The 26,526-nt window shown below is 37.9% G+C and carries 22 protein-coding genes and 1 pseudogene; 22 read left to right on the top strand and 1 reads right to left on the bottom strand.

Annotated elements, in window-relative coordinates; genetic code table 11:
• The 21 genes and pseudogenes from DW721_RS15675 to DW721_RS15575 form a co-directional block, all read left to right on the top strand.
• Nucleotides 1–594: PD-(D/E)XK nuclease domain-containing protein (locus DW721_RS15675; protein WP_182436367.1), on the top strand; the 594-nt coding region annotated here is incomplete at its 5' end.
• A gap of 184 nt (nt 595–778) precedes the next feature.
• The gene (locus tag DW721_RS15670; protein ID WP_118746287.1) at nt 779–2,485 is read left to right on the top strand and encodes an AAA family ATPase; all 1,707 of its coding nucleotides are present in this window, start codon (nt 779–781) and stop codon (nt 2,483–2,485) included.
• Nucleotides 2,486–2,736: 251 nt separating this feature from the next.
• Entirely contained in the window at nt 2,737–4,551 is a 1,815-nt protein-coding gene (gene lepA, locus DW721_RS15665) for a translation elongation factor 4 (RefSeq protein WP_022013965.1), read from the top strand.
• Between the two features lie 43 nt (nt 4,552–4,594).
• Nucleotides 4,595–5,851 carry a radical SAM family heme chaperone HemW gene (gene hemW, locus DW721_RS15660; RefSeq protein WP_055942450.1) on the top strand — a complete coding sequence of 419 codons (1,257 nt, stop codon included), beginning with the start codon at nt 4,595–4,597 and terminating at the stop codon, nt 5,849–5,851.
• Between the two features lie 142 nt (nt 5,852–5,993).
• Entirely contained in the window at nt 5,994–6,509 is a 516-nt protein-coding gene (gene purE / locus DW721_RS15655; protein ID WP_022013963.1) for a 5-(carboxyamino)imidazole ribonucleotide mutase, read from the top strand.
• 186 nt (nt 6,510–6,695) lie between these two features.
• Nucleotides 6,696–8,291, top strand: a complete 1,596-nt coding sequence (locus tag DW721_RS15650) for a peptide chain release factor 3 (protein ID WP_118746286.1) — start codon at nt 6,696–6,698, stop codon at nt 8,289–8,291.
• 209 nt (nt 8,292–8,500) lie between these two features.
• Nucleotides 8,501–9,433 carry an N-acetylmuramoyl-L-alanine amidase gene (locus tag DW721_RS15645; RefSeq protein ID WP_118746285.1) on the top strand — a complete coding sequence of 311 codons (933 nt, stop codon included), beginning with the start codon at nt 8,501–8,503 and terminating at the stop codon, nt 9,431–9,433.
• Nucleotides 9,434–9,658: 225 nt separating this feature from the next.
• Entirely contained in the window at nt 9,659–10,156 is a 498-nt protein-coding gene (rimP, locus tag DW721_RS15640) for a ribosome maturation factor RimP (protein WP_118746284.1), read from the top strand.
• Between the two features lie 25 nt (nt 10,157–10,181).
• Nucleotides 10,182–11,234: pseudogene (nusA, locus tag DW721_RS15635) on the top strand (transcription termination factor NusA); the annotation flags it as partial.
• A 28-nt stretch (nt 11,235–11,262) separates the two neighbouring features.
• Nucleotides 11,263–11,553, top strand: coding sequence for a YlxR family protein (locus DW721_RS15630; protein ID WP_055942448.1), 291 nt, complete (start codon nt 11,263–11,265; stop codon nt 11,551–11,553).
• On the top strand, nt 11,543–11,851 hold the full coding sequence (locus tag DW721_RS15625; protein ID WP_022013957.1) for a ribosomal L7Ae/L30e/S12e/Gadd45 family protein: 309 nt from the start codon (nt 11,543–11,545) through the stop codon (nt 11,849–11,851). Before DW721_RS15630 ends, DW721_RS15625 begins: the two co-directional genes overlap by 11 nt.
• A 25-nt stretch (nt 11,852–11,876) precedes the next feature.
• Entirely contained in the window at nt 11,877–14,867 is a 2,991-nt protein-coding gene (gene infB, locus DW721_RS15620; protein ID WP_347560407.1) for a translation initiation factor IF-2, read from the top strand.
• Nucleotides 14,868–14,999: 132 nt separating this feature from the next.
• Entirely contained in the window at nt 15,000–15,371 is a 372-nt protein-coding gene (gene rbfA, locus DW721_RS15615; RefSeq protein ID WP_022013955.1) for a 30S ribosome-binding factor RbfA, read from the top strand.
• Between the two features lie 93 nt (nt 15,372–15,464).
• Entirely contained in the window at nt 15,465–16,490 is a 1,026-nt protein-coding gene (locus tag DW721_RS15610) for a bifunctional oligoribonuclease/PAP phosphatase NrnA (RefSeq protein ID WP_022013954.1), read from the top strand.
• A gap of 11 nt (nt 16,491–16,501) precedes the next feature.
• Entirely contained in the window at nt 16,502–17,452 is a 951-nt protein-coding gene (gene truB, locus DW721_RS15605; RefSeq protein WP_118746282.1) for a tRNA pseudouridine(55) synthase TruB, read from the top strand.
• 22 nt (nt 17,453–17,474) lie between these two features.
• Entirely contained in the window at nt 17,475–18,365 is an 891-nt protein-coding gene (locus tag DW721_RS15600; protein ID WP_182436366.1) for a bifunctional riboflavin kinase/FAD synthetase, read from the top strand.
• A 305-nt stretch (nt 18,366–18,670) separates the two neighbouring features.
• Nucleotides 18,671–19,867 (top strand): polysaccharide deacetylase family protein, encoded by a 1,197-nt coding sequence (locus DW721_RS15595; protein ID WP_182436365.1) that lies wholly within the window; start codon nt 18,671–18,673, stop codon nt 19,865–19,867.
• 174 nt (nt 19,868–20,041) lie between these two features.
• Nucleotides 20,042–20,704 carry an L-serine ammonia-lyase, iron-sulfur-dependent subunit beta gene (gene sdaAB, locus DW721_RS15590; RefSeq protein ID WP_022014352.1) on the top strand — a complete coding sequence of 221 codons (663 nt, stop codon included), beginning with the start codon at nt 20,042–20,044 and terminating at the stop codon, nt 20,702–20,704.
• Nucleotides 20,705–20,796: 92 nt separating this feature from the next.
• The gene (locus DW721_RS15585) at nt 20,797–21,786 is read left to right on the top strand and encodes an L-serine ammonia-lyase, iron-sulfur-dependent, subunit alpha (protein WP_118746279.1); all 990 of its coding nucleotides are present in this window, start codon (nt 20,797–20,799) and stop codon (nt 21,784–21,786) included.
• On the top strand, nt 21,783–22,385 hold the full coding sequence (locus DW721_RS15580) for an Ig-like domain-containing protein (RefSeq protein ID WP_118746278.1): 603 nt from the start codon (nt 21,783–21,785) through the stop codon (nt 22,383–22,385). Before DW721_RS15585 ends, DW721_RS15580 begins: the two co-directional genes overlap by 4 nt.
• The gene (locus DW721_RS15575) at nt 22,360–22,590 is read left to right on the top strand and encodes a leucine-rich repeat protein (RefSeq protein ID WP_243036047.1); all 231 of its coding nucleotides are present in this window, start codon (nt 22,360–22,362) and stop codon (nt 22,588–22,590) included. Before DW721_RS15580 ends, DW721_RS15575 begins: the two co-directional genes overlap by 26 nt.
• 83 nt (nt 22,591–22,673) lie before the next feature.
• Here DW721_RS15575 and DW721_RS15570 read toward each other — a convergent pair whose 3' ends face one another.
• Complete coding sequence (locus DW721_RS15570; RefSeq protein ID WP_118746276.1) at nt 22,674–22,934, bottom strand: helix-turn-helix transcriptional regulator; 261 nt, start codon at nt 22,932–22,934, stop codon at nt 22,674–22,676.
• Nucleotides 22,935–23,294: 360 nt separating this feature from the next.
• Between DW721_RS15570 and DW721_RS15565 the strand changes: the two genes are divergently transcribed.
• Complete coding sequence (locus DW721_RS15565) at nt 23,295–26,045, top strand: leucine-rich repeat domain-containing protein (RefSeq protein WP_118746275.1); 2,751 nt, start codon at nt 23,295–23,297, stop codon at nt 26,043–26,045.
• Nucleotides 26,046–26,526 lie beyond the last annotated feature (481 nt).

The following is a 26,526-nucleotide window of genomic DNA, read 5'->3' as shown; positions in this document are numbered from 1 at the left end:
GTTGTTTCGTCAGAAGAGTTGAATCTGATAAGAGAAAGCGATAATGAATATGAACTTGCTTTGACAAACCGTGAAATATTATTTATGTTTAGAAAAATGATACTCAGATGGTTTAGTCCTGCAAAGCGTGAAACAAATGAGTTTATAAGAGCACTCATAAGTGGAGATATAGAAAGTATGAATGCATACATGAATAAAGTGACTTTGAAAACAATTAGCTATTTCGATACAGGAAATACTCCGTCTGATGAGGAGCCTGAGAGATTTTTCCATGGTTTTGTCTTAGGTCTTATGGTAGACCAGACAGAAAACTATATCATCACATCAAACCGTGAAAGCGGCTACGGACGGTATGACATAATGCTAGAGCCGATAGACAAAACAAATGAAAAATATCCGGGTATCGTAATAGAATTTAAAGTGATAAATCCTAGAAAAGAAAACTCACTTGAAGAAACAGTCGCAGCAGCATTAAAGCAGATAGAAGAAAAAAACTATAATGCAGAGCTTATAAAAAGAGGTGTGAAAGAAGAAAATATACATCACTATGGTTTTGCATTTAAAGGCAAAGAAGTATTGATAGATGGCAGATAGATATTTTCGGAACGGAAAATAGCGTAAGAAAAAAGTATCGTGTAAGGATTTTGGCAATTCAGGATGCGAAGCATTGCCAAAATCTGTTACAGTTTATGTTTTTTAAACTGTAACAAGTATTGATAGACGGCAGATAGATGATAAATACGGAGTTTGATTTGAAATATAAACAGGAGAGGTGCATATGGCAAAGGTTATAAGTATAGGAAATCAGAGTTTTGAGTCAATACGGGAAAAAGATAATTTTTATATAGACAAGACAAATTTTATAAGAGAATGGTGGGACAATGACGATACAGTTACACTTATAACACGCCCACGCCGTTTTGGAAAAACATTAAACATGAGTATGCTTGAATGTTTTTTCTCGAACAAATATAAGGATAGAGGGGATTTATTTGAGGGTCTTGAAATATGGAATGATGAAAAATATCGCAAATTGCAAGGGACATATCCGGTGATGTTTTTAAGTTTTGCCAAGATAAAACAGAATACTTATAAGAGTGCAGTAAAACAGATAAAAAACGAGCTTATAAATTTATATAATGTATTTGATTATATAATGAAAAGTGATTTGTATAATGAAAATGAAAGGCTGCAATACAAATCTGTTCGAGTGGGGATGGATGATGAGACAGCTCAAGAGGCTTTAAATAATCTTTCTCACTATCTCAGCCGTTATTATGGCAAAAAAGTAATCATACTTCTTGATGAGTATGACACACCTATGCAGGAGGCTTATGTAAACGGGTACTGGGAAGAACTTGTAGCTTTTACAAGAAGTCTTTTTAATGCGACATTTAAGACAAATCCATATCTCGAAAGAGCGATAATGACAGGTATAACGAGGGTATCGAAAGAAAGCATATTTTCTGATTTGAATAATCTTGAAGTAGTTACGACATTATCACCAAAATATGAGACTTCATTTGGATTTACTGAAAAAGAGGTGTTTAACGCCCTTGATGAACAGGGGCTGCCAGATGAAAAAGAAATTGTGAAAACATGGTATGATGGCTTTAAATTTGGAGAAAAAAGTGATATTTATAATCCGTGGTCGATAATTAATTATCTGGATAAAAAGAAAATCGCATTGTATTGGGCTGACTCAAGTTCAAATGGACTAATAAACAGTCTTGTTCAAAAAGGAAGCTCATATATAAAAACAATGGTAGAAAATCTTATCAGGGGTGAAAAAATAAATGTCGTTATAGATGAACAGATAGTATTCTCTGAACTTGATTATTCAGAAGATGCTGTGTGGAGTCTTATGCTTGCGAGCGGCTATTTGAAAGTTGTTTCGTCAGAAGAGTTGAATCTGATAAGAGAAAGCGATAATGAATATGAACTTGCATTGACAAACCGTGAGATATTGTTTATGTTCAGAAAAATGATACTCAGATGGTTCAGTCCCGCAAAGCATGAAACAAATGAGTTTATAAGAGCACTCATAAGTAGTGATATAGAGAGCATGAATGAGTACATGAATGATGTAGCATTGAATACATTTAGTTCATTTGACTCAGGAAAACATAATTCAGAAAGGAAAGCACCGGAAAACTTTTTTCACGGATTTGTACTTGGTCTTATAGTAGACCAGACAGAAAACTACATCATTACCTCAAACCGTGAAAGCGGTTACGGTCGATATGACATAATGCTTGAACCAATAGACAAAACAAATGAAAAACTGCCAGGCATCGTAATAGAATTTAAAGTGATAAATCCTAGAAAAGAAAACTCACTTGAAGAAACAGTCGCAGCAGCATTAAAGCAGATAGAAGAAAAAAACTATAATGCAGAGCTTATAAAAAGAGGTGTAAAAGAAGAAAATATACATCACTATGGATTTGCGTTTAGAGGTAAAGAGGTGTTGATAGATGGACGGTAGATATTTTCGGAACCGAAAATATCGTAAGAAAAAGTTTCGTGTGAGGATTTTGGCAATTTAGGATGCGAAGCATTGCCAAAATCTGTTGCAGTTTGTTTTTTAAACTGCGACAAAGAGGTGCTGATAGACGGACGGTAGTAACAGGCTTATCTTTTTATGACTGAACTGTTACGGAAACCTAAATGTTTTGACTGATAACCGTCGTATGTGATACAATAAAAAACAATGGAAAAAAACAGCGGAGGAATACAATGGAGAGAATTAAACAGTCCAATATCAGAAATTTTTGTATCGTAGCACATATAGACCACGGTAAATCTACGCTTGCAGACCGTATCATTGAAAAGACGGGACTCCTTACGAGCAGGGAGATGCAGGCACAGGTTCTTGACAATATGGAGCTTGAGAGAGAGCGTGGTATCACGATAAAGGCACAGACAGTGCGTATCGTATATAAGGCAAAAGATGGTGAGGAATATATATTTAATCTTATTGACACACCGGGTCATGTGGATTTTAACTATGAGGTTTCAAGAAGCCTTGCTGCCTGCGAGGGTGCCATACTTATTGTTGATGCGGCACAGGGTATAGAGGCACAGACACTTGCAAACTGCTATCTTGCACTTGACCATGACCTAGAGATAATGCCTGTCATAAATAAGATAGACCTGCCTAGTGCCGAGCCTGAGAGAGTTAAGAGCGAGATAGAGGATGTTATCGGTCTTGATGCCGAGGATGCACCTCTTATCTCCGCAAAGATGGGAACAAACATAGATGAAGTTTTAGAGCAGATAGTTAAGAAGATTCCTGCACCGTCAGGAGATGTAGACAAGCCGCTTAAGGCACTTATTTTTGACTCATTATATGATGCTTATAAGGGTGTTATCATATTCTGCCGTATATTTGACGGCTGTGTCAAAAAGGGTGACGAGATAAAAATGATGGCAACAGGGGCAAAAGCAGATGTTGTCGAGGTCGGTATTTTTGGAGCGGGTCAGTTTATTCCGTCTGATGAGCTTTCGGCAGGTATGGTAGGCTATATCACGGCAAGTCTTAAAAATGTAAGTGATACAAGAGTAGGTGACACGGTCACGCTTGAAGAAAATCCTTGTGACGAGGCACTTCCGGGATATAAAAAAGTCCAGCCGATGGTCTATTGCGGACTTTATCCGGCTGATGGTGCGAAATATCCTGACCTTAGGGATGCACTTGAAAAACTTCAATTAAATGATGCGGCACTACAGTTTGAAGCTGAGACATCCATTGCACTTGGTTTTGGTTTCAGATGCGGATTTCTTGGTCTTTTGCATCTTGAGATAATTCAGGAGAGATTAGAGAGAGAGTACAATCTTGACCTTGTAACGACAGCACCTGGTGTTATCTATCATGTTTACAAGACAAACGGTGAAATGATAGAGGTTACAAATCCGTCAAATCTTCCTGACCCGTCAGAAATAGAGCATATGGAAGAACCTATGGTTTCAGCAGAGATAATGGTTACTAAGGAGTTTGTAGGTGCGATAATGACACTTTGTCAGGAAAGACGAGGAGTTTATATTGGAATGGAATACATGGAGGAGTCGAGAGCACTTCTTAAATATGACTTGCCGCTCAATGAGATTATTTACGATTTCTTTGATGCACTCAAATCCCGTTCAAGAGGATATGCTTCGCTTGATTATGAGATGAATGGATATGTTCCGTCAAAACTTGTAAAACTTGATATTCTTATAAATAAAGAAGAAATAGACGCACTTTCATTTATACTTCATGCAGACACGGCATACGAGCGTGGAAGAAAGATGTGTGAGAAACTTAAAAATGAGATACCGAGACAGCTTTTTGAAATACCTATTCAGGCGGCAGTCGGAGGAAAAGTAATAGCAAGAGAGACAGTAAGGGCAATGAGAAAAGATGTACTTGCCAAATGTTACGGTGGTGATATTTCCAGAAAGAGAAAACTTCTTGAAAAACAGAAAGAAGGTAAAAAGAGGATGCGCCAGTTTGGAAATGTAGAAATCCCGCAGCAGGCATTTATGAGTGTATTGAAACTTGATGAGGAGTAAAACATCGTATCTAAAACTAAGATAAAAGGGTAGGTATTTGTAAATGCAAAAAGATATTGCGTTATATGTCCATATCCCGTTTTGCGTGAAAAAATGTAATTACTGTGATTTTCTTTCGTTTAGTTCTGATGATGATACGAAAAGAAAATACCTTGATGCCCTTTACAGGGAGAGTATTTTTTGGAAAAATAAACTTTCAGGCAGATACAGGATTAAGACTGTTTTTGTCGGCGGCGGTACGCCAACCTGCCTTTCGGCATCGGAACTTGAACGGCTTGGAGATATTATAAGGCAGTTTGATATTGACGATAATGCAGAGTTTACGATAGAAGCAAATCCGGGAACTCTTGACAATGAAAAGATAAATGCAATCAAAAAGATGGGTGTGAACAGGGTGAGTCTCGGACTTCAGAGCACAGTTGACAAGGAACTTAAACTTCTTGGGAGAATTCATACCTACGAGGAATTTCTTGAGAGTTATCATCTGCTCAGGGGTGCTGATTTCGATAATATAAATATAGATTTAATGAGTGACATTCCTAAGCAGAGTTTCGAGAGTTACAGAAAAACTCTTGAGCGTGTTGTGTCATTGAAGCCGGAACATATTTCTTCATATAGTCTTATAATCGAGCCGGGAACGGTCTTTTATAAGATGTATGAGGATGGTGTTCTTGATATTGCTGATGAAGATACAGACAGGCAGATGTATTCTTATACAAAAAAATTCCTTGAAGAAAACGGGTACCGCCGATATGAAATATCAAACTATTGCAAAAAAGACAGGGAATGTAAGCATAATCTCGTCTATTGGAATCTTGACGATTATATCGGTATAGGGCTTGGTGCCTCATCATATTTTGAGGGAGCGAGATTTTCAAACTTCCCAGAAATGAAGAAATATCAGGATGTTATGTGTTCTGATAAAGTAAACGAATTGAATATATTTTCTTGTGATGCGATAGTTTCAGACAAAGAAAATGGAAAAAACAGGATGAAAACTTCCACGGTTGGCTGTGATTTTGATACGGAAATAAAAAGTAAAGTTGAAAGTTATGAGAAGCTGACAGAAAAAGCAAAGATGGAAGAATTTATGTTTGTCGGTCTTAGGAAGTGCATCGGTGTGTCAAAAACGGAGTTTAAGAACAGGTTTAATTACAGTATTGATGAAATTTACGGTGATGTGATAGATAAATTTATAAAAAATAACCTATTGTCTGAAAATGATAATAGTGATAGAATTTATCTGACAGATAAAGGAATTGATTTAAGTAATTATATTTTGTCAGAGTTTCTGCTTTAAAGCAGACAGAAATCAGATTTGATTGTAAATATACAGGATTGCTCAAGTTGTTTAGCAATGGAGCAATTTGTGGCATCAGTTAAGGGCAGAGCACCTTTTGCCCCCAGCATTATAATATTTTAAACAATGGAGGAAATACAAAATGGCTAAAGTAAGTATCTTAATGGGAAGCGATTCAGATTTACCGGTTATGTCAAAGGCAGCAGCGATGCTTGAAAAGTTTGGTATTGACTATGAGATGAAAGTAATATCAGCACACAGAGAACCGGATGTATTTGTCGAGTATGCAAAGAGTGCAGAGAGCAAAGGCATTGAGGTTATCATAGCAGGTGCAGGTGGAGCAGCTCATCTTCCAGGTATGTGTGCAGCAATGTTCCCGCTTCCGGTAATAGGAGTTCCTATCCATACGAAGTCACTTGGCGGAGTTGACTCGCTTTATTCGATTGTACAGATGCCTTCAGGAATACCTGTTGCGACAGTGGCTATAAACGGAGCAGCAAATGCAGCTATTCTTGCAGCAAAGATGCTTTCTATCTCTGATAAGGAGCTTAGAGAGAAACTTGCAAATTATAAGGAAGAACTTAAAGACCAGGTAGTTGCAAAAGACGAGAAACTTGGCAAGATAGGTTATGAAGCTTATATAAAACAGATGAAATGATGAACGCAAAAGCGTTCATCTTAGAAGTTTCTAGCGAAACTTCAATGTAAAGATATAAGCTTGATTATGAAATGATGAACGCAAAAGCGTTCATCTTATAGAGAGCAGATAAATAAAAAATGATTAAAAATTACGGTTCACACATAAAATATGTGAGCTGTAATTTTTTGTGGAAAAGAGGTTATGATGGCTGATAATATAAAATCAGAAATTGAGAAAAGACGAACTTTTGCGATTATTTCTCATCCTGATGCAGGTAAAACAACTCTTACTGAGAAGTTTCTTCTTTATGGAGGAGCCATAAATACGGCAGGCTCGGTTAAGGGAAAAGCAAATTCAAAATATGCCGTATCGGATTGGATGGAGATTGAGAAAGAGCGTGGTATCTCTGTTACTTCTTCAGTTATGCAGTTTAATTATGATGGATTTTGCATAAATATCCTTGATACACCGGGACACCAGGATTTCTCGGAGGATACTTACAGAACGCTTATGGCGGCAGATTCAGCCGTGATGGTTATTGATGCATCAAAGGGTGTTGAGGCACAGACGATAAAACTTTTCAAGGTATGTGTTATGCGTCATATTCCTATCTTTACATTTATAAACAAGATGGACAGAGACGCAAAAGATTCGTTTGAACTTCTCGATGATATAGAAACCGTTCTCGGAATAAGAACCTGCCCAATAAACTGGCCTATCGGTTCAGGTAAGGAGTTTAAAGGAATATTTGACAGAAAAGCAAAGACAGTCAGGACTTTTGAAGCTGTTTCAACAGGCGGTGCAAAATCAGCGGCAGAAACAGATTATGCGATTGACGATCCCGAGTTACGAAAGATTGTTCCGGACAATCTCTATGACCAGCTTGTTGATGAGATTGAACTTCTTGACGGTGCAAGTGATGAGCTTGATATGGAGAAAGTAAGCAAGGGAGAACTCTCACCTGTATTTTTCGGTTCTGCATTAAATACTTTTGGTATAGAAATTTTCCTTAAATATTTCCTTGAAATGACATCATCACCACTTCCGCGAATGTCAGATGGGGGGCTTATCGACCCGGTATCGGAGCCGTTTTCAGCGTTTGTATTTAAGATACAGGCAAATATGAACAAGGCACACAGAGACAGAATAGCATTTATGCGTATCTGCTCAGGCAAGTTCAACGCAGATAAAGATGTTTATCATGTCCAGAGTGGAAGAAAACTCAAACTTTCACAGCCGCAGCAGATAATGGCACAGGACAGACAGGTCATACAGGAAGCGTATGCCGGTGATGTTATCGGTGTATTCGACCCTGGTATATTCTCTATCGGTGATACGATAACGATGCCTGGACATAAGTATGAATATGAAGGAATACCTACATTTGCACCGGAGCATTTCTGCAGGGTTATACAGCTTAATTCCATGAAGCGTAAGCAGTTTGTAAAAGGTATAACCCAGATAGCACAGGAGGGTGCGATACAGATTTTCCAGGAGTTTTCGGCGGGAATGTCAGAGATAATCGTAGGTGTTGTAGGTGTGCTTCAGTTTGATGTGCTTAAATACCGTCTTGAAAATGAATACGGATGTGAGATACGCCTTGAAGCACTTCCTTATGAATACATCAGATGGGTAGGTGACCCGTCAACAGATGTGACAAAACTTAAGCGGATGAACAATGTTAAAGCCGTAAAAGACATGAAGGGAAATCCTTTATTGCTATTTGTAAATGAGTGGATGATAAGAATGGTATTAGAGGATAATGAGGGGCTTGAGCTTCTTGAATTTAAGAAAAATTAAAGTGTAAACTAAGATTTTAAAGTATGCAAAAAAGTATGGCTTAAAAGAAAAAATTGAATTAAAAAATTTGCAAATTAAGAGCGGGAGAAGGTATTCTCCTGCTCTTGTCAAGTTTATTGCCTTAAATTTTGAATATTAAAAAAATAATTTTATCAATTATCACCCATACATGAATATAATAGATACAAAAAGTTTTTGAGGTGGAAAAATTGGCTACAGTAATGCTTGATGCCGGTCACGGAGGTTTTGACAATGGAGCGATGTTTAACGGAAGAAAAGAAAAAGATGACAATCTTAGTCTGACGCTCAAGGTTGGTCAGGAACTTGAGGACAGAGGTGTGAATGTTATTTATACGAGAACGGAAGATATTTACCAGAGTCCAAACCAGAAAGCAGGTATAGCAAACAGGAGTGATGCCGACTATTTTGTATCATTTCACAGAAATTCAAGCCCGATGCCTGATACATATTCAGGCATTCAGACGCTTGTGTATTCAGCAGAGGGAATACCGCTTGTTATGGCACAAAATATAAATAAAGAACTTGTAAATGTGGGATTTAAAGATCTTGGTATAATCGAAAGACCAAATCTTGCGGTACTCAGAGGAACAAGGATGCCTGCGGTGCTTATTGAAACGGGATTTATAAATACTGATGCGGATAACAGGCTGTTTGACGAAAAAAACGATGAGATAGCAGGAGGAATAGCGGATGCCATCGTAAGAACGGTGTCGGGGGCAGCAGGAACGGGAGTTTCAATGATGTCAGAGAGCAAAACGGCAATCGCACTGAATAGAAATAAAACTGCTGCAAAAGATGAAACTGCTGTCGGGTTCAAAGCTGAAAAAAATAGAATAGATAGTGGAACTGCTGCTGATTTAAGCAGCGTTTCTGAGAGATTTTCGGTACAGATGGGGCTGTTCAGACATTATGAAAATGCCGACAAACTTGCAAAAAATGTCCAGAAACTCGGCTTTGACTGTTTTGTTGAAAAGAGCGGCCGACTTTACAGTGTATGCCACGGCAGATATGAAAAGTATGCTGATGCAAGGGCAGCGGAAGATAATTTGTTCAAGAATGGTTTTGAGACGAGGATTGTTATATCAGCAGGAATATCAGTCGGAATAAATGTCAAAGTATGAGATAATGCTATGCTGTTTAAATCTGAGAAATGGCATTCAGTCCTTTGATTAAAATATGGAAAATATATCATTTTGATGTAAAAATACCAGAAATATAGGCAAATCGACCAAAAAGCACTTGCATATTATGGAAATTTGTGATAAAATCTTATTGTTAATAAGTAATTATACTTAGAGTGGGCTGCCAAGTCCACTCTTTAATTTTGTGGAAAAGAGGTTATGTGCTTGACAAAACGCGAAGAATATGAAACACGGACAGAGAAAATTCTCGAACCTATCATGACAGAGAATAATTTTGAACTGGTCGATGTAGAGTATGTAAAAGAGGCAGGAAACTGGTATCTGCGTGCTTATGTTGACAAAGAGGGCGGTATAACGCTTGATGATTGTGAACTTGTAAACCGTGCATGGAGTGATATTATGGATGAACAGGATTTCATTCCGGATGCATATATACTTGAGGTGAGTTCACCGGGACTTGGAAGACAGCTTAAGAAAGAAAAAGATTTTAAGAGAAGCATCGGTGAAGATGTGGATGTGAAATTTTATAAAGCAGTTAAGATTCCAAATCCAAGAAACAGCAAAGAGATGTCTGTTAAGCAGATAACAGGTATGCTCAAAGAGTTTGACAAGGACACGATAACTCTTGAAACAGATTTTGCAAACGAATATGTTATAAACAGAAAAGATATTTCAACTGTAAAACTGACAATAGATTTTTAAAATGATAAAGAATAAGGAGGCAAAAATGGCTGCTAAAAAAACTACAAAATCAGATAAGTCTGAATTGATCGAGGCATTAGATATAATTGAAAAGGAAAAACAGATAAGTAAAGAAGTTATTCTCGAAGCAATAGAAAATTCGCTTCTCGCTGCCTGTAAAAACCAGTTTGGCAAATCAGAGAATATCAGGGTAAATGTCAACAGAGAGACGGGTGAGGTAAAGGTATTTGCCATAAAAGAAGTTGTCGATGATGATGATCTTGAAGATGAAGCTACACAGATGGGTATCACGGAAGCAATCTTAGTCCATGACAAGACTGAAATAGGTGATACCGTTGAAGTTGAGGTCACACCTAAAAATTTCGGAAGAATTGCAGCACAGAAAGCAAAGCAGGTTGTTGTTCAGAAGATAAGGGAAGAAGAAAGAAAGGTACTCTATGTTCAGTATCTTGAAAAAGAGAGGGAGGTTATCACAGGTATCGTTCAGAGATACAGTGGAAAAAATATATGTGTAAATCTTGGAAAAGTAGATGCCATCCTTATGGAGAGTGAGCAGGTCAAGGGCGAGCATTTCAAACCGACAGAACATATCAAGCTTTATGTCGTTGAAGTTAAGGATACGACAAAGGGGCCTAGGATTACGGTTTCGCGTTCACATCCTGAGTTTGTAAAGAGACTTTTTGAAGAAGAAGTAACAGAGATACAGGATGGAACAGTCGAGATAAGAAGTATCGCAAGAGAAGCAGGTTCGCGTACAAAGATGGCTGTCTCAACAGACAACCCTAATGTAGATGCCATAGGAGCGTGTGTAGGTATAAACGGAAGCAGAGTTAATGCTATCGTCGAGGAGCTTCGTGGTGAGAAGATAGATATTATCAACTGGAGTGATTCTCCGGCAGTGCTTATAGAAAATGCACTCAGTCCTTCAAAGGTCATATCTGTTGATGTAGACGAGGAAGAAAAGACTGCAAGCGTCGTTGTTCCACAGGATCAGTTATCACTTGCCATAGGCAAAGAGGGACAGAATGCAAGACTTGCAGCAAAACTTACAGGTTACAAGATAGACATAAAATGTGAATAATTGTTACACTTAGGAGGTGTCAGAATTGGGTAAGGGTAATACATTAGCCGGAAAGAAAACGCCAACACGTCAGTGTATAGGCTGTGGCGACAAAAAAGACAAAAAAGAACTTATTAGAGTTATAAAAACACCGGAGGGTGAGATAACAGTTGATTTTACCGGAAAGAAAAACGGCAGGGGTGCATATATATGTAATTCAACTGAATGTTTAAAGCAGGCGGTTAAGAAAAAATCCTTAGAACGCTCATTAAAGACACCGATTCCAAAGGACATATATCAGGAACTTGAAAAGGAGATGATTAAAGGTGAAAGTTGATAAGGCTCTTGGTATGATAGGTCTTGCGACAAAAGCAGGAAAGATTGCAAGCGGTGAATTTATGACTGAAAATGCCGTTAAGTCAGGCATGGCATCTTTGGTTATAGTATCAGCGGAGGCATCTGACAATACCAAAAAAAAATTCAGAAATATGTGTGAGTTTTATCATGTGCCGATTAAAGAATGTTGGACGAAAGATGAACTCGGAAAAGCAACAGGTAAAACATTTCGGGCATCTCTGGCGGTGACTGATAGTGGTCTGGCACAGGCAATTATGAAAAAAATGGATATAGACTAGGAGGTTTTGGTAATATATGGCTAAAATGAAGATATACGAAATTGTCAGCAGTATGCAGCGACAGTTTCCGAATTTACAGAATAAAGATGTTGTTACATTATTGCAGGAAAACGGATTTGAGGTTAAAGGCTCTCAGAGTGTTATAGAGGATGATGCTATAGGATTTTTGTTAAAACACGCAAAAGAGCATTTATCAGATTCTAAAAAGAAAGAAAGTGCAAAGAAAAAAGAACAGCCAAAGAAAGCTGAAGCAAAAGCAGAAACTTCAAAAAAAGCTGATGAGGCTAAGGCTGTTAAGGAAGAAACAAAAGCAGCAAAGAAAGCTGAGCCTGAGAAAGAGACTAAAGAGGTAAAAAAAGCTGAGGTCAAAGAGGAAGTAAAAGAAGCTAAGGCAGAAAAGGAAGAAATAAAAGAAAAGACGGCTGTTGAAACTGAAAAGAAGATTGAAAAAGCTGAGGAGACAAAGCCGGAAAAAGAGACAAAGGAAACAGAGAAAAAGGGAAAAGAGGAAACTGTGAAAGCTGAAGAAAAGAAAGATATAACTAAGAAAGAAGCAGAAACAGAAAAGGAAATAAAGTCTCAGGAAACTAAGAAAGAAACAAAGAGAGACAACAAAGAGAACAGAAATAACGGAAATCGTGATAACAGAAACGGTGGAAACAGAGATGACCGTGATAACAGAAACGGTGGAAACAGGGATGACCGTGACAATAGAAACGGTGGAAACAGAGATGACCGCGACAACAGAAACGGTGGAAACCGAGATAACAGAAACGGAAACCGTGACAACAGAAACGGTGGAAACCGAGATAACAGAAACGGAAACCGTGACAACAGGAACAGTGGAAACAGAGACAACAGAAACGGAAACCGCGACAACAGAAACGGTGGAAACCGAGATAACAGAAACGGAAACCGCGACAACAGAAACGGTGGAAACAGAGACAACAGAAATGGAAATCGTGACAACAGAAACGGTGGAAACAGAGACAACAGAAATAGAAACGGAAACGGCGGCGGATTTTCAAGAGGTCCTGCAATGCCTATGGATTCGATGAAATCTGAGGTTAAGCAGTCAAGACAGCAGAGAGCAAACAAGGATTCAAGAAGTGCAAAACAAAGACATGGCAGAGAGCGTGACAGAGATATGGATGATGAAGAGATGTTTACGCAGGGCAGAAAGAAGAAAAAGGATCCAAATCGTAAGGGTGCTTTCATCAAGCCTGAACCTATAGCAAAGCCACAGGAGCCGGAAGATGGAATCCGTACTATTACACTTCCTGAAAAGATGACTATCAAAGAACTTTCAGATATAATGAAAGTAACACCGTCAACTGTTATCAAAAATCTTTTCATGCGCGGTCAGGTGGTAACACTCAACCACGAGATAACATTTGAGGAGGCAGAGGAAATCGCTCTTGAGTATAACTGTATCGCTGAGATGGAAGAAAAGGTTGACAAGATAGCAGAGATACTTAAAGAAGATGAAGAAGACGAGAGCCTTATGGTTAAGCGTCCTCCTGTAGTATGTGTAATGGGTCATGTAGACCACGGTAAAACATCACTTCTTGATGCAATCAGGGAAACAAGTGTAACATCAAGAGAAGCAGGCGGAATCACACAGCATATCGGTGCCTATGTGACAGAGATAAACGGTGAGAAGATAACATTCCTCGATACACCGGGACATGAAGCATTTACTTCAATGCGTATGCGTGGTGCACAGTCAACAGATATAGCTATACTTGTAGTAGCGGCTGATGATGGTGTTATGCCACAGACTATAGAGGCTATCAGCCATGCTAAGGCAGCAGGTGTAGAAATAATCGTTGCAGTAAACAAGATTGATAAGCCTAGTGCAAATATCGAGAGAGTTAAGCAGGAGCTTACAGAGCATGGTCTTATCGCAGAGGACTGGGGTGGCGATACGGTATTCGTACCTGTTTCAGCCCACACAAAAGAGGGTATCGACCAGCTTCTTGAAATGATAATCCTTACTGCCGAAGTGCTTGAGCTTAAGGCAAATCCAAACAGAAAAGCAAGAGGTGTCGTTATCGAGGCACAGCTTGATAAAGGACGCGGACCTGTTGCAACTGTACTTGTCCAGAAGGGTACACTCCATGTCGGAGACAATATCGCAGTTGGTGCTGCATATGGTAAGATAAGAGCCATGATGGATGACCAGGGTAAGAGAGTTAAGACTGCACTTCCATCAACACCTGTTGAGATATTGGGACTTCATGATGTTCCTGATGCAGGCGAGATATTTATGGCGACAGACAGCGATAAAGAAGCAAGAAACATTGCCGAGGTATATATTGAACAGGGAAGAGAAAAACTACTTGATGATACCAAGTCAAAACTTACACTTGACGGATTGTTCTCTCAGATACAGGCAGGAAATATCAAAGAGCTTAACCTTATCGTTAAGGCTGATGTGCAGGGTTCAGTTGAAGCAGTTAAACAGAGTCTTCTTAAACTCAGCAATGATGAGGTTGCCGTAAGGATAATCCACGGGGCAGTTGGAGCTATCAATGAGTCGGATGTATCTCTTGCAAGTGCGTCAAATGCGATAATCATCGGATTTAATGTAAGACCTGACAATACAGCAAAAGAGATAGCAGACAGAGAAAAAGTAGATGTAAGACTTTACAGGGTAATCTATAATGCTATCGAAGACATCGAGGCAGCAATGAAGGGTATGCTTGATCCTGAATATGAGGAAAAAGTAATCGGTCATGCAGAAGTAAGACAGACATTCAAGGCATCAGGTGTCGGAATGATCGCAGGTTCTTATGTACTTGACGGAAAGATTGAGAGAAATTGTAAGGTAAGAATAAGCCGTGAGGGCGAGCAGATATTCGAGGGTGAGCTTGCATCGCTTAAGAGATTTAAAGATGATGTTAAAGAAGTTGCTGCCGGATATGAATGTGGTCTTGTATTTGAAGGATTTAACGATATCAAGGTAGAGGACCAGGTAGAAGCATATATCATGGTGGAAGTTCCTAGAAGCTAAGAGATTGTTATAAGGCAATACCTATGATTTGACAGCAATGTTTATGTTTCATACAATATAAATGTACTCTCAGAATCTTCTGAACGAAGAATTTTGAGAGTACATTAAAAAAAGAATAGGGGGATGATTTATATGAGAAAAAACAGTATAAAATATTCTCGTATGAATGGAGAAGTTCAAAGAGAGCTAAGTAAGATTATTTCAAGAGACATCAAAGACCCGAGAATACATCCTATGACATCTGTTGTGTCAGTGGATGTGACACCGGATCTGAAATTTGCAAAGGTTTTTGTGAGTGTTCTGGGAAATGATGAAGATAAGGAGAAAACAAAAAAAGGGCTTGCAAGTGCCGCATCACATATACGTTCGCTCCTTGCCAAATCATTAAACCTTCGCAACACGCCGGAGCTTACATTTTTTATAGATGATTCTATTGAATACGGTGTAAATATGTCAAAGAAAATTGATGAACTCATAGAAAAAGAGTCTGAAAATGAAAAATAATTTTAAGTTTTTGCTCTGATATGAGGGCGTAAAAAGAGCAAAACGTTGGTTTTGCTCTTTTTTGCAAATCGGGAAGAAAAGGGGATATGACAAATGAATGAATTAAATAAGGCTATTGACGAAGCGAAAAAGATAATAATAGCAGGTCATGTAAGACCTGACGGTGACTGTATCGGTGCGTGCGTTGCATTACAGAGATATATTAAAAGATTTTATCCTGAAAAAAATGTATGTGTTTATATAGAAACTGTTCCGGAAGTATTTCAGTTTATGGATGATAAGAAAGATATATTCTCAAACAGTGTGCCGCAGGATAAATTTGACCTTTTTATAGCACTTGACTGCAGCTCGCCCGACAGACTTGGTGATGCACAGAAAGCATTTTATAATGCCAAAAGTACAATGTGCATAGACCATCATATAAGCAACAGATGCTATGCGGGAGTAAATATCGTTGAAGCGGATGCAAGTTCAACCTGTGAAGTGTTGTATTGTCTTATGTCTGAGGATGAAAAGTTCTCAAATTCACTAAATAAGGCAAATATTACAGATGCTATTTTGTCGCTTGAAAATGACAAAAAGCTGGAATTTGAGATTGCGAGAGCTTTATACATAGGAATAATATTTGACACGGGGGTGTTCAGGTATTCAAATACATCAAAAAAGACGATGGAGATAGCCGGCAAACTTATAGAAACAGGTATTCCTTTTTGGAAATATATTGATGAGTGTTTTCTCCAGAGGACTTATACACAGACACAGCTTCTTGGAAGAACGCTTCTTGCGAGTATGCGTGTTATGGATGGAAAGTGTATAGTGGCGACTATCACTAGAAGAATGATGGAGTTTTATGAAGCTAAAACAGAGGATATAGAGGGAATAATTGACCAGCTTCGTATAACACAGGGTGTTGAAGTTGCAATACTTTTACACGAGATAGGCGACCAGGAATACAAAGTAAGTTTAAGGTCAAACAATTATATAGATGTAAGTAAGATAGCATCATTTTTTGGCGGCGGCGGTCATGTAAAAGCGGCAGGCTTTACAATGCGTGGCTCTGCACATGATGTTGTAAACAATATAACAGGTCATATTGAAAGTCAGATGTTCAATAAATAAAGAGACTGTTTATGAGAGATGATAATAGCAGTTATAAAAATATAAAGGATGGAAAGCGGAATTTGGACGGAATAATTAATGTATATAAAGAAGCAGGTTTTACTTCTCATGATGTTGTTGCAAAACTCAGGGGGATATTAAGACAGAAAAAGATAGGTCATACAGGCACACTTGACCCGGAGGCAACAGGTGTGCTTCCGGTATGCTGCGGTAAGGCAACAAAGGTCTGCGAACTGCTTACGGACAAAGATAAATCATACAGAGCAGTGTGCAGGCTCGGAGTTGAGACTGACACACAGGACATGACAGGAACAGTTTTAAATGAATGTGATACTGATATGATTACTGAGGAGCAGTTAAGAGATTGTGTAAATTCTTTTGTCGGTGAGACGGAGCAGATACCGCCTATGTATTCGGCTTTAAAAATCAATGGCAAAAAGCTGTATGAACTTGCGAGAGAGGGAAAGACCGTTGAGAGAAAACCGAGAAAGATAACAATATCAGAGATAGACATTGTTGATATAAATCTCGAAGAAAAAATATTTACAATGGATGTTACCTGTTCAAAGGGAACATATATACGAACACTCTGTCACGATATAGGGAAGAAACTAGGTGTCTGTGCCACAATGGAAAAACTTATGAGGACAAGAGTGTCAGTTTTTAAGATAGAAGATGCACTTACATTGAATGACATAGAAATTCTGTCAAAAGAAAAGCCTGAGATATTCAGGGAGAAAGTTTATAGCGTTGACTCGCTATTTGATTATTCTAAGGTAAATGTGGCAGGTGACGGGATAAGGTATTTGCAAAATGGAAATACTTTAAAGGCAAAAGATTTTAAGCAGGATGTATCCGGGATAAAACAGGATGAAAAAATACTTGTCTACGATGAAAATAACAATTTTAAGGCAGTATATCAGAAAAATGAAAATGATTTTAAAGTGTTTAAAATGTTTTAGTTTTCAAGGAGGCAGAAGAAAAATGGAAATCCTAAAAGGTTTGGATATAAAAGTAAAAAACAGTGCGGTATCACTTGGAAAGTTTGACGGTGTGCACAGAGGTCACCGCCTTTTGCTTAACGGAATATCAGAGAGGAAAGATCTTGTGCCGACCGTATTTACATTTGAAATGTCAGATACACCTCAGAAATATATATATTCACAGGATGAAAAAAACAAAGTATTAGAGGAAATAGGAATTGCAAGAGAGGTTATATTTCCATTTAATGAGCACACAAAAAACATGGCTCCTGAGGAGTTTATAGAAAAATTTCTTGTAGAAAAACTTGATGTGAAATATATATGTGTCGGTGAAGATTTTCGTTTTGGAAGAAAACGTGAGGGCAATGTCGGAATGTTAAAAAAATATGCTTCTATATACGATTATGACATAAAGATATTTCATAAGCTTGAGTCTGACAATGAGATAATAAGCAGCACGCTTGTCAGAAAAAAACTTGAGGACGGAGATGTGGCGCGTGCAAACGAACTTCTCGGACGCAGTTATTTTATAGAGGGAACTGTTATTCATGGCAATGCACTCGGAAGAACAATGAATATGCCGACAGCAAATATTATACCGGAAAAATCAAAACTGCTCCTGCCGTCAGGAGTATATGCGTCAAAGGTAATGATTGAAGGTGATGACATGGTCTATAAAGGCGTGACAAACATAGGAAGAAAACCTACTATCGGCAGATATGACATAGGTGTGGAAACCTGCCTGCTTGATTTTGACAGGGATATATACGGAAAAAAGATAATGGTTGAATTTTATGAGCGTATAAGACCGGAAAAGAAATTTCCGGGACTTGACGAACTGAAAAACCAGATGGAGGCAGACAAGGCAAAGGTGGCACGCTGGCAAATGTAACAATTTCTTAATCAAAAAGCAATACTTTTTTCCTTGACTTATATTTTTAATTTGTTATGATTATATTGCTTATGTGAAAACCGTAAGGGCAAACATAGATGTGTTTGCCCTTTTACAATGTCATAAACTACGATTGTATAATGTAGTGGATTATGCTTTTACAGTGTCAAATATGACAATAAAAAGCATGGCATTGATAAAATATGACATAAATATCTGTGTTTTAGCAGATTTTATAGCATTTGGCAATAGCTGGTCTTGCATAAGTCTGATAATAAAAATAGGGATAGTGAGGAATGAGACTAATGAAGAGAAAATATGTTCAGGGTATTTTATTTGGGGTATTGTTGGCAACAGCAGTAAGCTGTAGTGCCTGTGGAGGAAAAAAGGATGAGGCAAAAAAAAGCGGTGAAACTGTTAATGCAAAGGAAAATGTCGTAAAGAAAAAAGAGGCGGTAAAACTTGTTCTTAGTGAAGCAAAATCACTGCCTGACAAAGTCAAAGATGCTGAGTTTAGTTCAGCAGATAAAAAAATTGCGACAGTCACAAAAAATGGAGTAGTACATGGTGTTAAGCGTGGAAAAACAACCATTACTATGAAAAGTGATAAAGAAGTCATCCATTATCAGATAAAGGTAGCGAAACATGGGATGGTTTATCCTAAATTTACAATGCTTACCGGTGAACATTTAGATATACAGTTCAGCACTAAGGTAAAAGCTAAAAATGTCAAGTGGAGTTCTACAAACAAAAAAATCGCAACAATAAACAAAGAAGGAAAAATAGTTGCAAAAAAACGAGGAAATGTTATCATAAAAGGAAATGATGGCAAAAGGACATATGTATCAAAGATAACAGTTAAAAAAAGACCAAAGAATATAGTATATCTTACATTTGATGATGGTCCAAACAGCTACACGACACCGAAAGTATTAAATATCCTCAAGAAAAATCATGTAAAAGCAACATTCTTTGAACTTCGTCCTGCAAGCTATGACTTTAAGCTTACAAAGAGAGTTATAGACGAGGGACACACACTTGCTTTACACGGATATAAACATAAATATTATGAGATATACAAATCTGAAAAAGTTTATAAAGGAAACCTTGACAAACTCCGCAATCTTTTCTTTAAGAAATTTGGAGTATGGTGCACCGTATCAAGATTTCCGGGTGGAAGTTCAAATACAGTCAGCAGATACAATAAAGGCATCATGACAAGACTTACAAAGAAGCTTGACGGCTGGGGTTATCATTACTTTGACTGGAATGTCGATAGCGAAGATGCAGGCGGAGCAAGAAATCCGCAGCAGACTTTCCATAATGTTACCAGCGAGCTTTGTAAAGGTAGAGGGAATGTCGTACTCATGCATGATTTCTACGGAAATGACAAGACAATAAATGCATTGGACAAAATGATAAAATACGGCAAAAAGCACGGATATGTGTTCCTGCCTATAACAGCCAGCACAGATGCAGTACATCACGGTGTAAACAACTAAAAAAGTCATAAAAGATTTACAAAGGGGTAAACATATACAATATATGTTTGCTCCTTTTTTCATAAAAAAATTGCGAAACTGTCGTAAACCTTGATAAAATTGCGATGATATCATTGCAATTAACACAAAGTATATCAGTTTCGTAGTTATCTATAAAATAAAAGGAGGAGAAAAATGAACTTATTTGATATATTAGGACCTGTCATGGTCGGACCGAGCAGCTCGCACACAGCGGGAGCAGTAAGAATAGGTTATGTCGCAAGGCATCTTTTAAAGGACGAGCCATGCAAAGTAAAGATAGGACTTTACGGTTCATTTGCACAAACGGGAAAAGGTCATGGAACAGACAGGGCACTTATCGCAGGCATACTTGATATGCATCCTGACGATATGCGGATACCTGAAAGTTTTGAACTTGCTAAGGCGGCAGGCATAGAGTTTGAATTTTACAATGCGGACATAAGAAATGCACACCCGAACACTGCACTTATAGAAATGGTCGGAAAAAATGACCGAAAATTAAGCGTTCAGGCATCATCACTCGGCGGTGGAAGGATAATGGTAAATAAGATAGACGGTATAGATGTAAACTTTTCAGCGGAAAAACCGACACTTATCGTTCACAACATAGACCAGCCGGGTCATGTCGCTGAGGTAACATCAATGCTTTCACATAAGTGTGTAAACATTGCGACAATGCAGCTTTTCAGGGATAAAAGAGGAGGTTATGCGGTTATGGTGCTAGAGACAGACCAGCAGATACCGGAAGAGTCTATTAAATGGCTTGAACATCTTGAGGGTGTGATAAAGGTTACTTATGTAAATATTATGGAATAACTATATATGTGAAAATGGTTGAGAAAAGATTTATCTTTACAGAGGAAATGATAATAAAAAATGCAAATTAATTGAGTGCGAGGAGGAGAGATATGTTTGGTTCGATAAAAGAGATATTAGATAAGTGTGAGAGTGATGGCAGGGAATTTTGGAGAGTTATCCTTGAGGATGATATGTCAGACAGGAATGTGGATGAGAACGAGTCTGCCCAAAAGATGAGAGAATTGTGGGATGCAATGTATCAGGCGGCTAAGGGATATGACGGCAGTATAAAATCAGCGAGCGGACTAAGCGGCGGTGACGGCAAAAAGATGGAAGAATATATAAAGACACACGAATGTCTCTGTGGTGATTTTATGGGAAAAGTTATCACGGAGGCACTTAAGATGGGAGAGTCAAATGCCTGTATGAAAAGGATAGTAGCTGCCCCGACAGCGGGTGCGTGTGGTGTTATGCCTGCAATCCTCGTGCCTTACTATGAGAGGATGATTTTACAAAATATAAATGTGGAAGATAATGCAGAAAACAACATAACTACCGATTATGGAGATAATAAATCAAATAACATAACGACTGATAATGCAGAACAGAAGGACAAAGACACAAAAGCAAAAAAAGAAGCAGATGAAAAGATAATAAAGGCTCTCTATGTGGCGGCAGGTATAGGAGAGGTCATAGCTAGGAGAGCATCGATAAGCGGAGCGAGAGGAGGATGTCAGGCGGAGATAGGCTCGGCAAGTGCAATGGCAGCAGGAGCACTCACATATCTTCAGGGCGGCAATGAACAGCAGATAGCAGACAGCGTGGCAATGGCACTTAAAAATCTTTTAGGACTTGCCTGTGACCCGGTCGCAGGACTTGTTGAAGTGCCATGTGTAAAAAGAAATGTTGTCGGTGCGGTAAATGCAGTATCAAGCTCCCAGATGGCATCGGCTGGCATAAAAAGCAGGATTCCCGTTGATGAGGTTATAGATGCGATGGCTTATGTAGGCGACAAGATGGATGAGTCGCTCAAAGAAACCGGAGTAGGTGGACTTGCCGGAACGGTTTCGGGGAAGGAGATTGCGGGGAGGGTTTTGTGAAGATTATTAGTGTACCTTTTTGGTTCACTTTCTGTTGTCGAATATGGCGTGTGATTTCCATTATAGCTGCATCTGCCATGGTGTTTACAGGGACACCGCAATATCAGTATGGCAAAAGTGCAAAAGCGGCGACAGTGGTACAGGACAATGAAAACGAGAGTGAGGGTATGCAGACGGGTTTAAAAGTCGCATCAGGAAAAGCGAATAACCGGATTGTGAAAACGGTGTTCAGCGGAAAAAGCGTTGTGAGAAACCTCACGCTCGGTTATGTATCGGGACAGTCTGTTATTGCGTATGAGACAGCAGAGGGAAAGATAAGCTACACATTGCCTTCAAGTCTGTCATATAAAGAAAAGAGTAAGATACGGTTTGACAAGACAAAGTTAAGCTTAAATGCAGGAGACAGGGACAAGTTAAGCATTGCATATTCTGATATTGACACAACAGGGCAGAATGTAAAATGGTCGTATGACAATGATGATGTTGTGTCAGTTGATATTGCAGGAAACATAACAGCATATAAGAGTGGAATGGTAATGGTAACGGCTAAATTAGGAGATGCAGAAGCGGACTGTGAGGTTACTGTTCTGTCCGATTAAGAAGGTAAGTATTCCGTCAAAAGTACAAAAAATAGGAAAAAATGCATTTTACGGGTGCAGTGGTCTAAAATACCTCACAGTTAAAACAAAGAAACTCACTTCAAAAACAGTAGGAAAAGGTGCATTTAAAAAGCTGAATAAAAAAGCTAAGATAAAAGTGCCAAAGAGTAAGTTGAAATTATACGCAAAGATATTGAAAAGATAACATAAAGCCCCACGGGATAGTTCCTGTGGGGCTTTGTTTTTGGTGTTATTTACATAAGAAGTACCACTAGTGATTTTTTCACATTATAATTTTTTTTGTGAAATTTCAAGAAGTTTGCTAGGCGTCGTGTCTAAAGCATCTGCAAAAATCTTGACTTCGTAGTCGGGAACAAAACGGCGTCCGTGTTCTATCTTAGATATTGTGTTTTCAGTTATATCGTTATAACCATTAACCTGGATTTTTGCAGCAAGATCACGTGTTGATAATTTCTTTTCGCGGCGCAGTTTTCTTATTTCCAGACCGATAATATTTTTTCTGTTTTCGTTATACCAAAATGCTTTCATGAAACCTCCTATATGTGTAAAAAGCGGCAAAAATGCCAAATTATAAAGATATTATAGATGTGTGCTCACATTTCAATATGCTTCTTAAGAATAGAAAAGAAACAGCCGCCGTGTGCCAGATAGGAATATTTTTTAGAATGTAAAAAGTTGACAAATATAAATATTATGATTAAAATATGCTTGTTAAGAATATTTTTGTTGCAGAGATATTTTTATCCCATATAACAAAATTACTCTTGGAAATCTTAGAAAAGAGGGACCATAGTGTGAAAAATAATATTTTTCACACACAAGATTTGTGTATGTGTACACCTGACACAAACCTGATATGCAAAAAAGTGTGCAGAAGTGAGGATTATTATGAAGAAAAGGACAAAAAATGAAATTAAGCGGTGTCTTACGGGTATTGTGACAGCATCGCTTATAATCTCAAGTGTGCATATTGGCACATTTGCACTTGCGGCAAAAAAAACAAGTATTGCAAAAAGTGCAAAAGTTACGGTGGGAAAGACCGTAAGGGTAAAACTTAAAAACAACAAAAAGAGTGTTAAATGGAAAGTTTCAAAAGGAAAAAAATATGTAAAGATAACTAAAAAGAGTAAGACAGGCTGCACCGTAAAAGGTTTAAAAAAGGGTTCGGCAAAGGTACAGGCAGTTATCGGAAAGAAAAAGTACAGTTGTAAAATAACCGTTGCGGCAAAGAAAACGACAAAGAAGCCGGCAACAACGAAAAAACCGGTAACAACAAAGAAGCCTGTTGCAACGGCAAAACCTACGGCGACAACAAAGCCGACAGCTTCCTCAGATGTTACGGTAAAACCGTCCGTGACTGAAACACCAAAGGTGACAAACACACCGACAGCTACGAGTGCACCTACGGTTACGGAAACACCGACAGTGGCACCTGTAGTTACGGCTGCACCGACAGTGGCACCGACTAATAAGACGGAGCCTAAGGTAACACTTGCACCGACAGTAACACCGACAACAACACCGGATTATGACGATGATGACGATTGGGACGAGCCAAAACCGACACCAAAACCGACACGCAAACCAGGTGAGATTGAGACATTCTATTATGATGGTGATAATTTAAATGATTTTAAGAATTATAATGAACCATACAATGTTGTCGTTGAGGACGATATAAAAAAGCTTAGTTATGGAGCACTCGAGGATTGCACAAATATGGTAAGTGTAACAATTCCAAAAAGTGTTGAAAGCATTGGAAATAGAGTGCTTGCCGGATGCACTAATCTGAGTAAGATAACGGTAGATGCCGATAATCCATACTATGACAGCAGGGATAACTGTAATGCGATAGTAGAAACCGAAAGTAATACTATTGTGGCAGGATGCAAGAACACGGTATTTAAAGACTCTATGAATTCTGTTTCAAAAGATGCATTCTATGGAGCGGATATTGAAAAAGTGATATTGCCAGATAGTATTACAAGTATTGGAGACTATGCTTTCTTTGGATGTAATAAGTTGACAAAAATTTCAATTCCCGGAAATACTGAAATAGGATATAGTACATTTTCCGGCTGCAAGAAACTAAAAGATGTTGAACTTAAAGAGGGAACAGGTTTTTTAGGGGATTATACATTTGAAAATTGTGAGAGTCTTGAAAAAATAAATATTCCTAAAGGAAAAAAAGCTATTGGCGATGGCGTTTTTGGAGGCTGTTCATCATTAAAAGAAGTTACGATAGGTGAAGATGTAGAAAGTATAGGTGAAGAAGCCTTTTTGGAGACCGGATTAACGGAGATAAATATTCCGGACACGCTCACTAAAATTCAAAGTTACGCATTTCAGGGTTGTGCAAGCTTGACAAAAATTAATTTATCGTCAAGTGTCAAATTTGATAAATATACTACAGACATATTTTCCGGATGTACAAGCTTGGAAGAAGTTACGATTCCGACCGGAATAACTTATATTGCACCTGGTATGTTTAGTGGATGTGAGAAACTAAAAAATATAATGATAGAAGCAGAGGAATATACTATAGGTGGATCTGCTTTTTCCGGTTGTGTAAGTTTAAAAGAGTTTAATTTCCCTAAAGGTAAATTAGGAGCCTATATATTTTCGGGCTGCACGGGATTAGAAAAGATAGATTTGACAGGAGTTACCAGCATTGGTGAGGGCTGTTTCAGTTATTGTTCAAATCTTAGTGAAGTAACACTTTCAGGTGATTTAAAAACCATAGGTAAGGAAGCCTTCTTTAAATGTGGAAAGTTAGCTGAGATTACTATTCCTGAGGGAGTAGAAAGTATTAATATTGCTGCATTTGAGGAGTGTACACTTTTAAAAGAAATAAATATACCTGCGAGTGTTAAGCAGATTGGAACAGGTGCATTTATAGAAGACTCTCTTGAAAAAATAACAGTTGATGAAAATAATGAATATTTTTATTGTGGTGATGGTGTAAATGCAATAATAACTAAACAAAAGATTAGTAGCAGTGAAGAAATGGAAAGACATGACGCAAATGAACTTATTGCAGGTTGTAAAAATACTGTCATTCCTGATAGTGTTAAAAAGATAGCTGATTACGCATTTTATGGAATGGATGTTGAAAAGATAAATATTCCGTCAGGAGTTACAAGAATAGGAGATATGGCATTTGAGGAATGTACGGCATTAAAAGAAATAAACATATCTGATACTGTTTCAAAAATAGGTATCAGAACATTTGCAGGCTGTGATGCTTTAGAAAAGATAACGGTTGATGCGGCAAATGAATACTATTACAGTGATGGCAGTAATGCGATAATAACAAAGCAGGAAATACCATTTGACAGTCTTTATGATTTTGCTAATTATGGTGAGGCTAGTCAGCCGTATGAACTTGTATATGGATGCAAGACAACCGTTATACCTGACAGTGCAAAGATAATAGGATTTATGGCATTTACTGATTTAAAGACACTTACAAAGCTCAATATCCCAGATGATGTAAAGGTAAATGATGCTGCTTTCAATGAATGTGACAATCTGACAAGTATTACATGGAAAGGAACAGAATATAAATCCGTAAAGGAGTTTTTTAAAGCATACAATCCCAGTATGTATGATGACGATGATGATGACGATGTTGAGTAGGATTGTAAAACAAGCATAAATAAGAAGTAAATCAAACAACGATAAAATCGGCATTTACAGTAGTTAAGTGCCGATTTTTTTGTCATATTTCTACAAAAAAATCAGAGAAAATAATGCATATTGCATAAGAAAACATAAAATTTATTATTATACAATTATATGTATTGCAATAAAACCTATACAATATTTTTTGCAAAATGCACATATTAAAAAATTAAATTGTCTGATATGATTAAACCAGTTTAGAAAGTAACTTTAAATATTGCCTTTTTAAAATAAACAAAATATAATGAAAGGAAGAATAATGTATGGGGAAAATTGATATAGCAACAAAACAATATATGTCGCACAAAAACATAATAGCAGATGCTTTTAATTTTTATGTGTATGGCGGAGCACAGATAATAAAACCTGAGAAACTTCAAAAGATAGATACGGCAGAGTTTATGATGCCGTATGGAAATGATGCTAAAGCTGCCGT

Source organism: Clostridium sp. AM27-31LB, from assembly GCF_003480745.1.
In the GTDB taxonomy this organism is placed as follows: Bacteria; Bacillota; Clostridia; order Lachnospirales; family Lachnospiraceae; genus Butyribacter; species Butyribacter intestini.
Note: the sequence above shows the minus strand (reverse complement) of the source record. Positions and strands in the feature narration are given on the sequence as shown.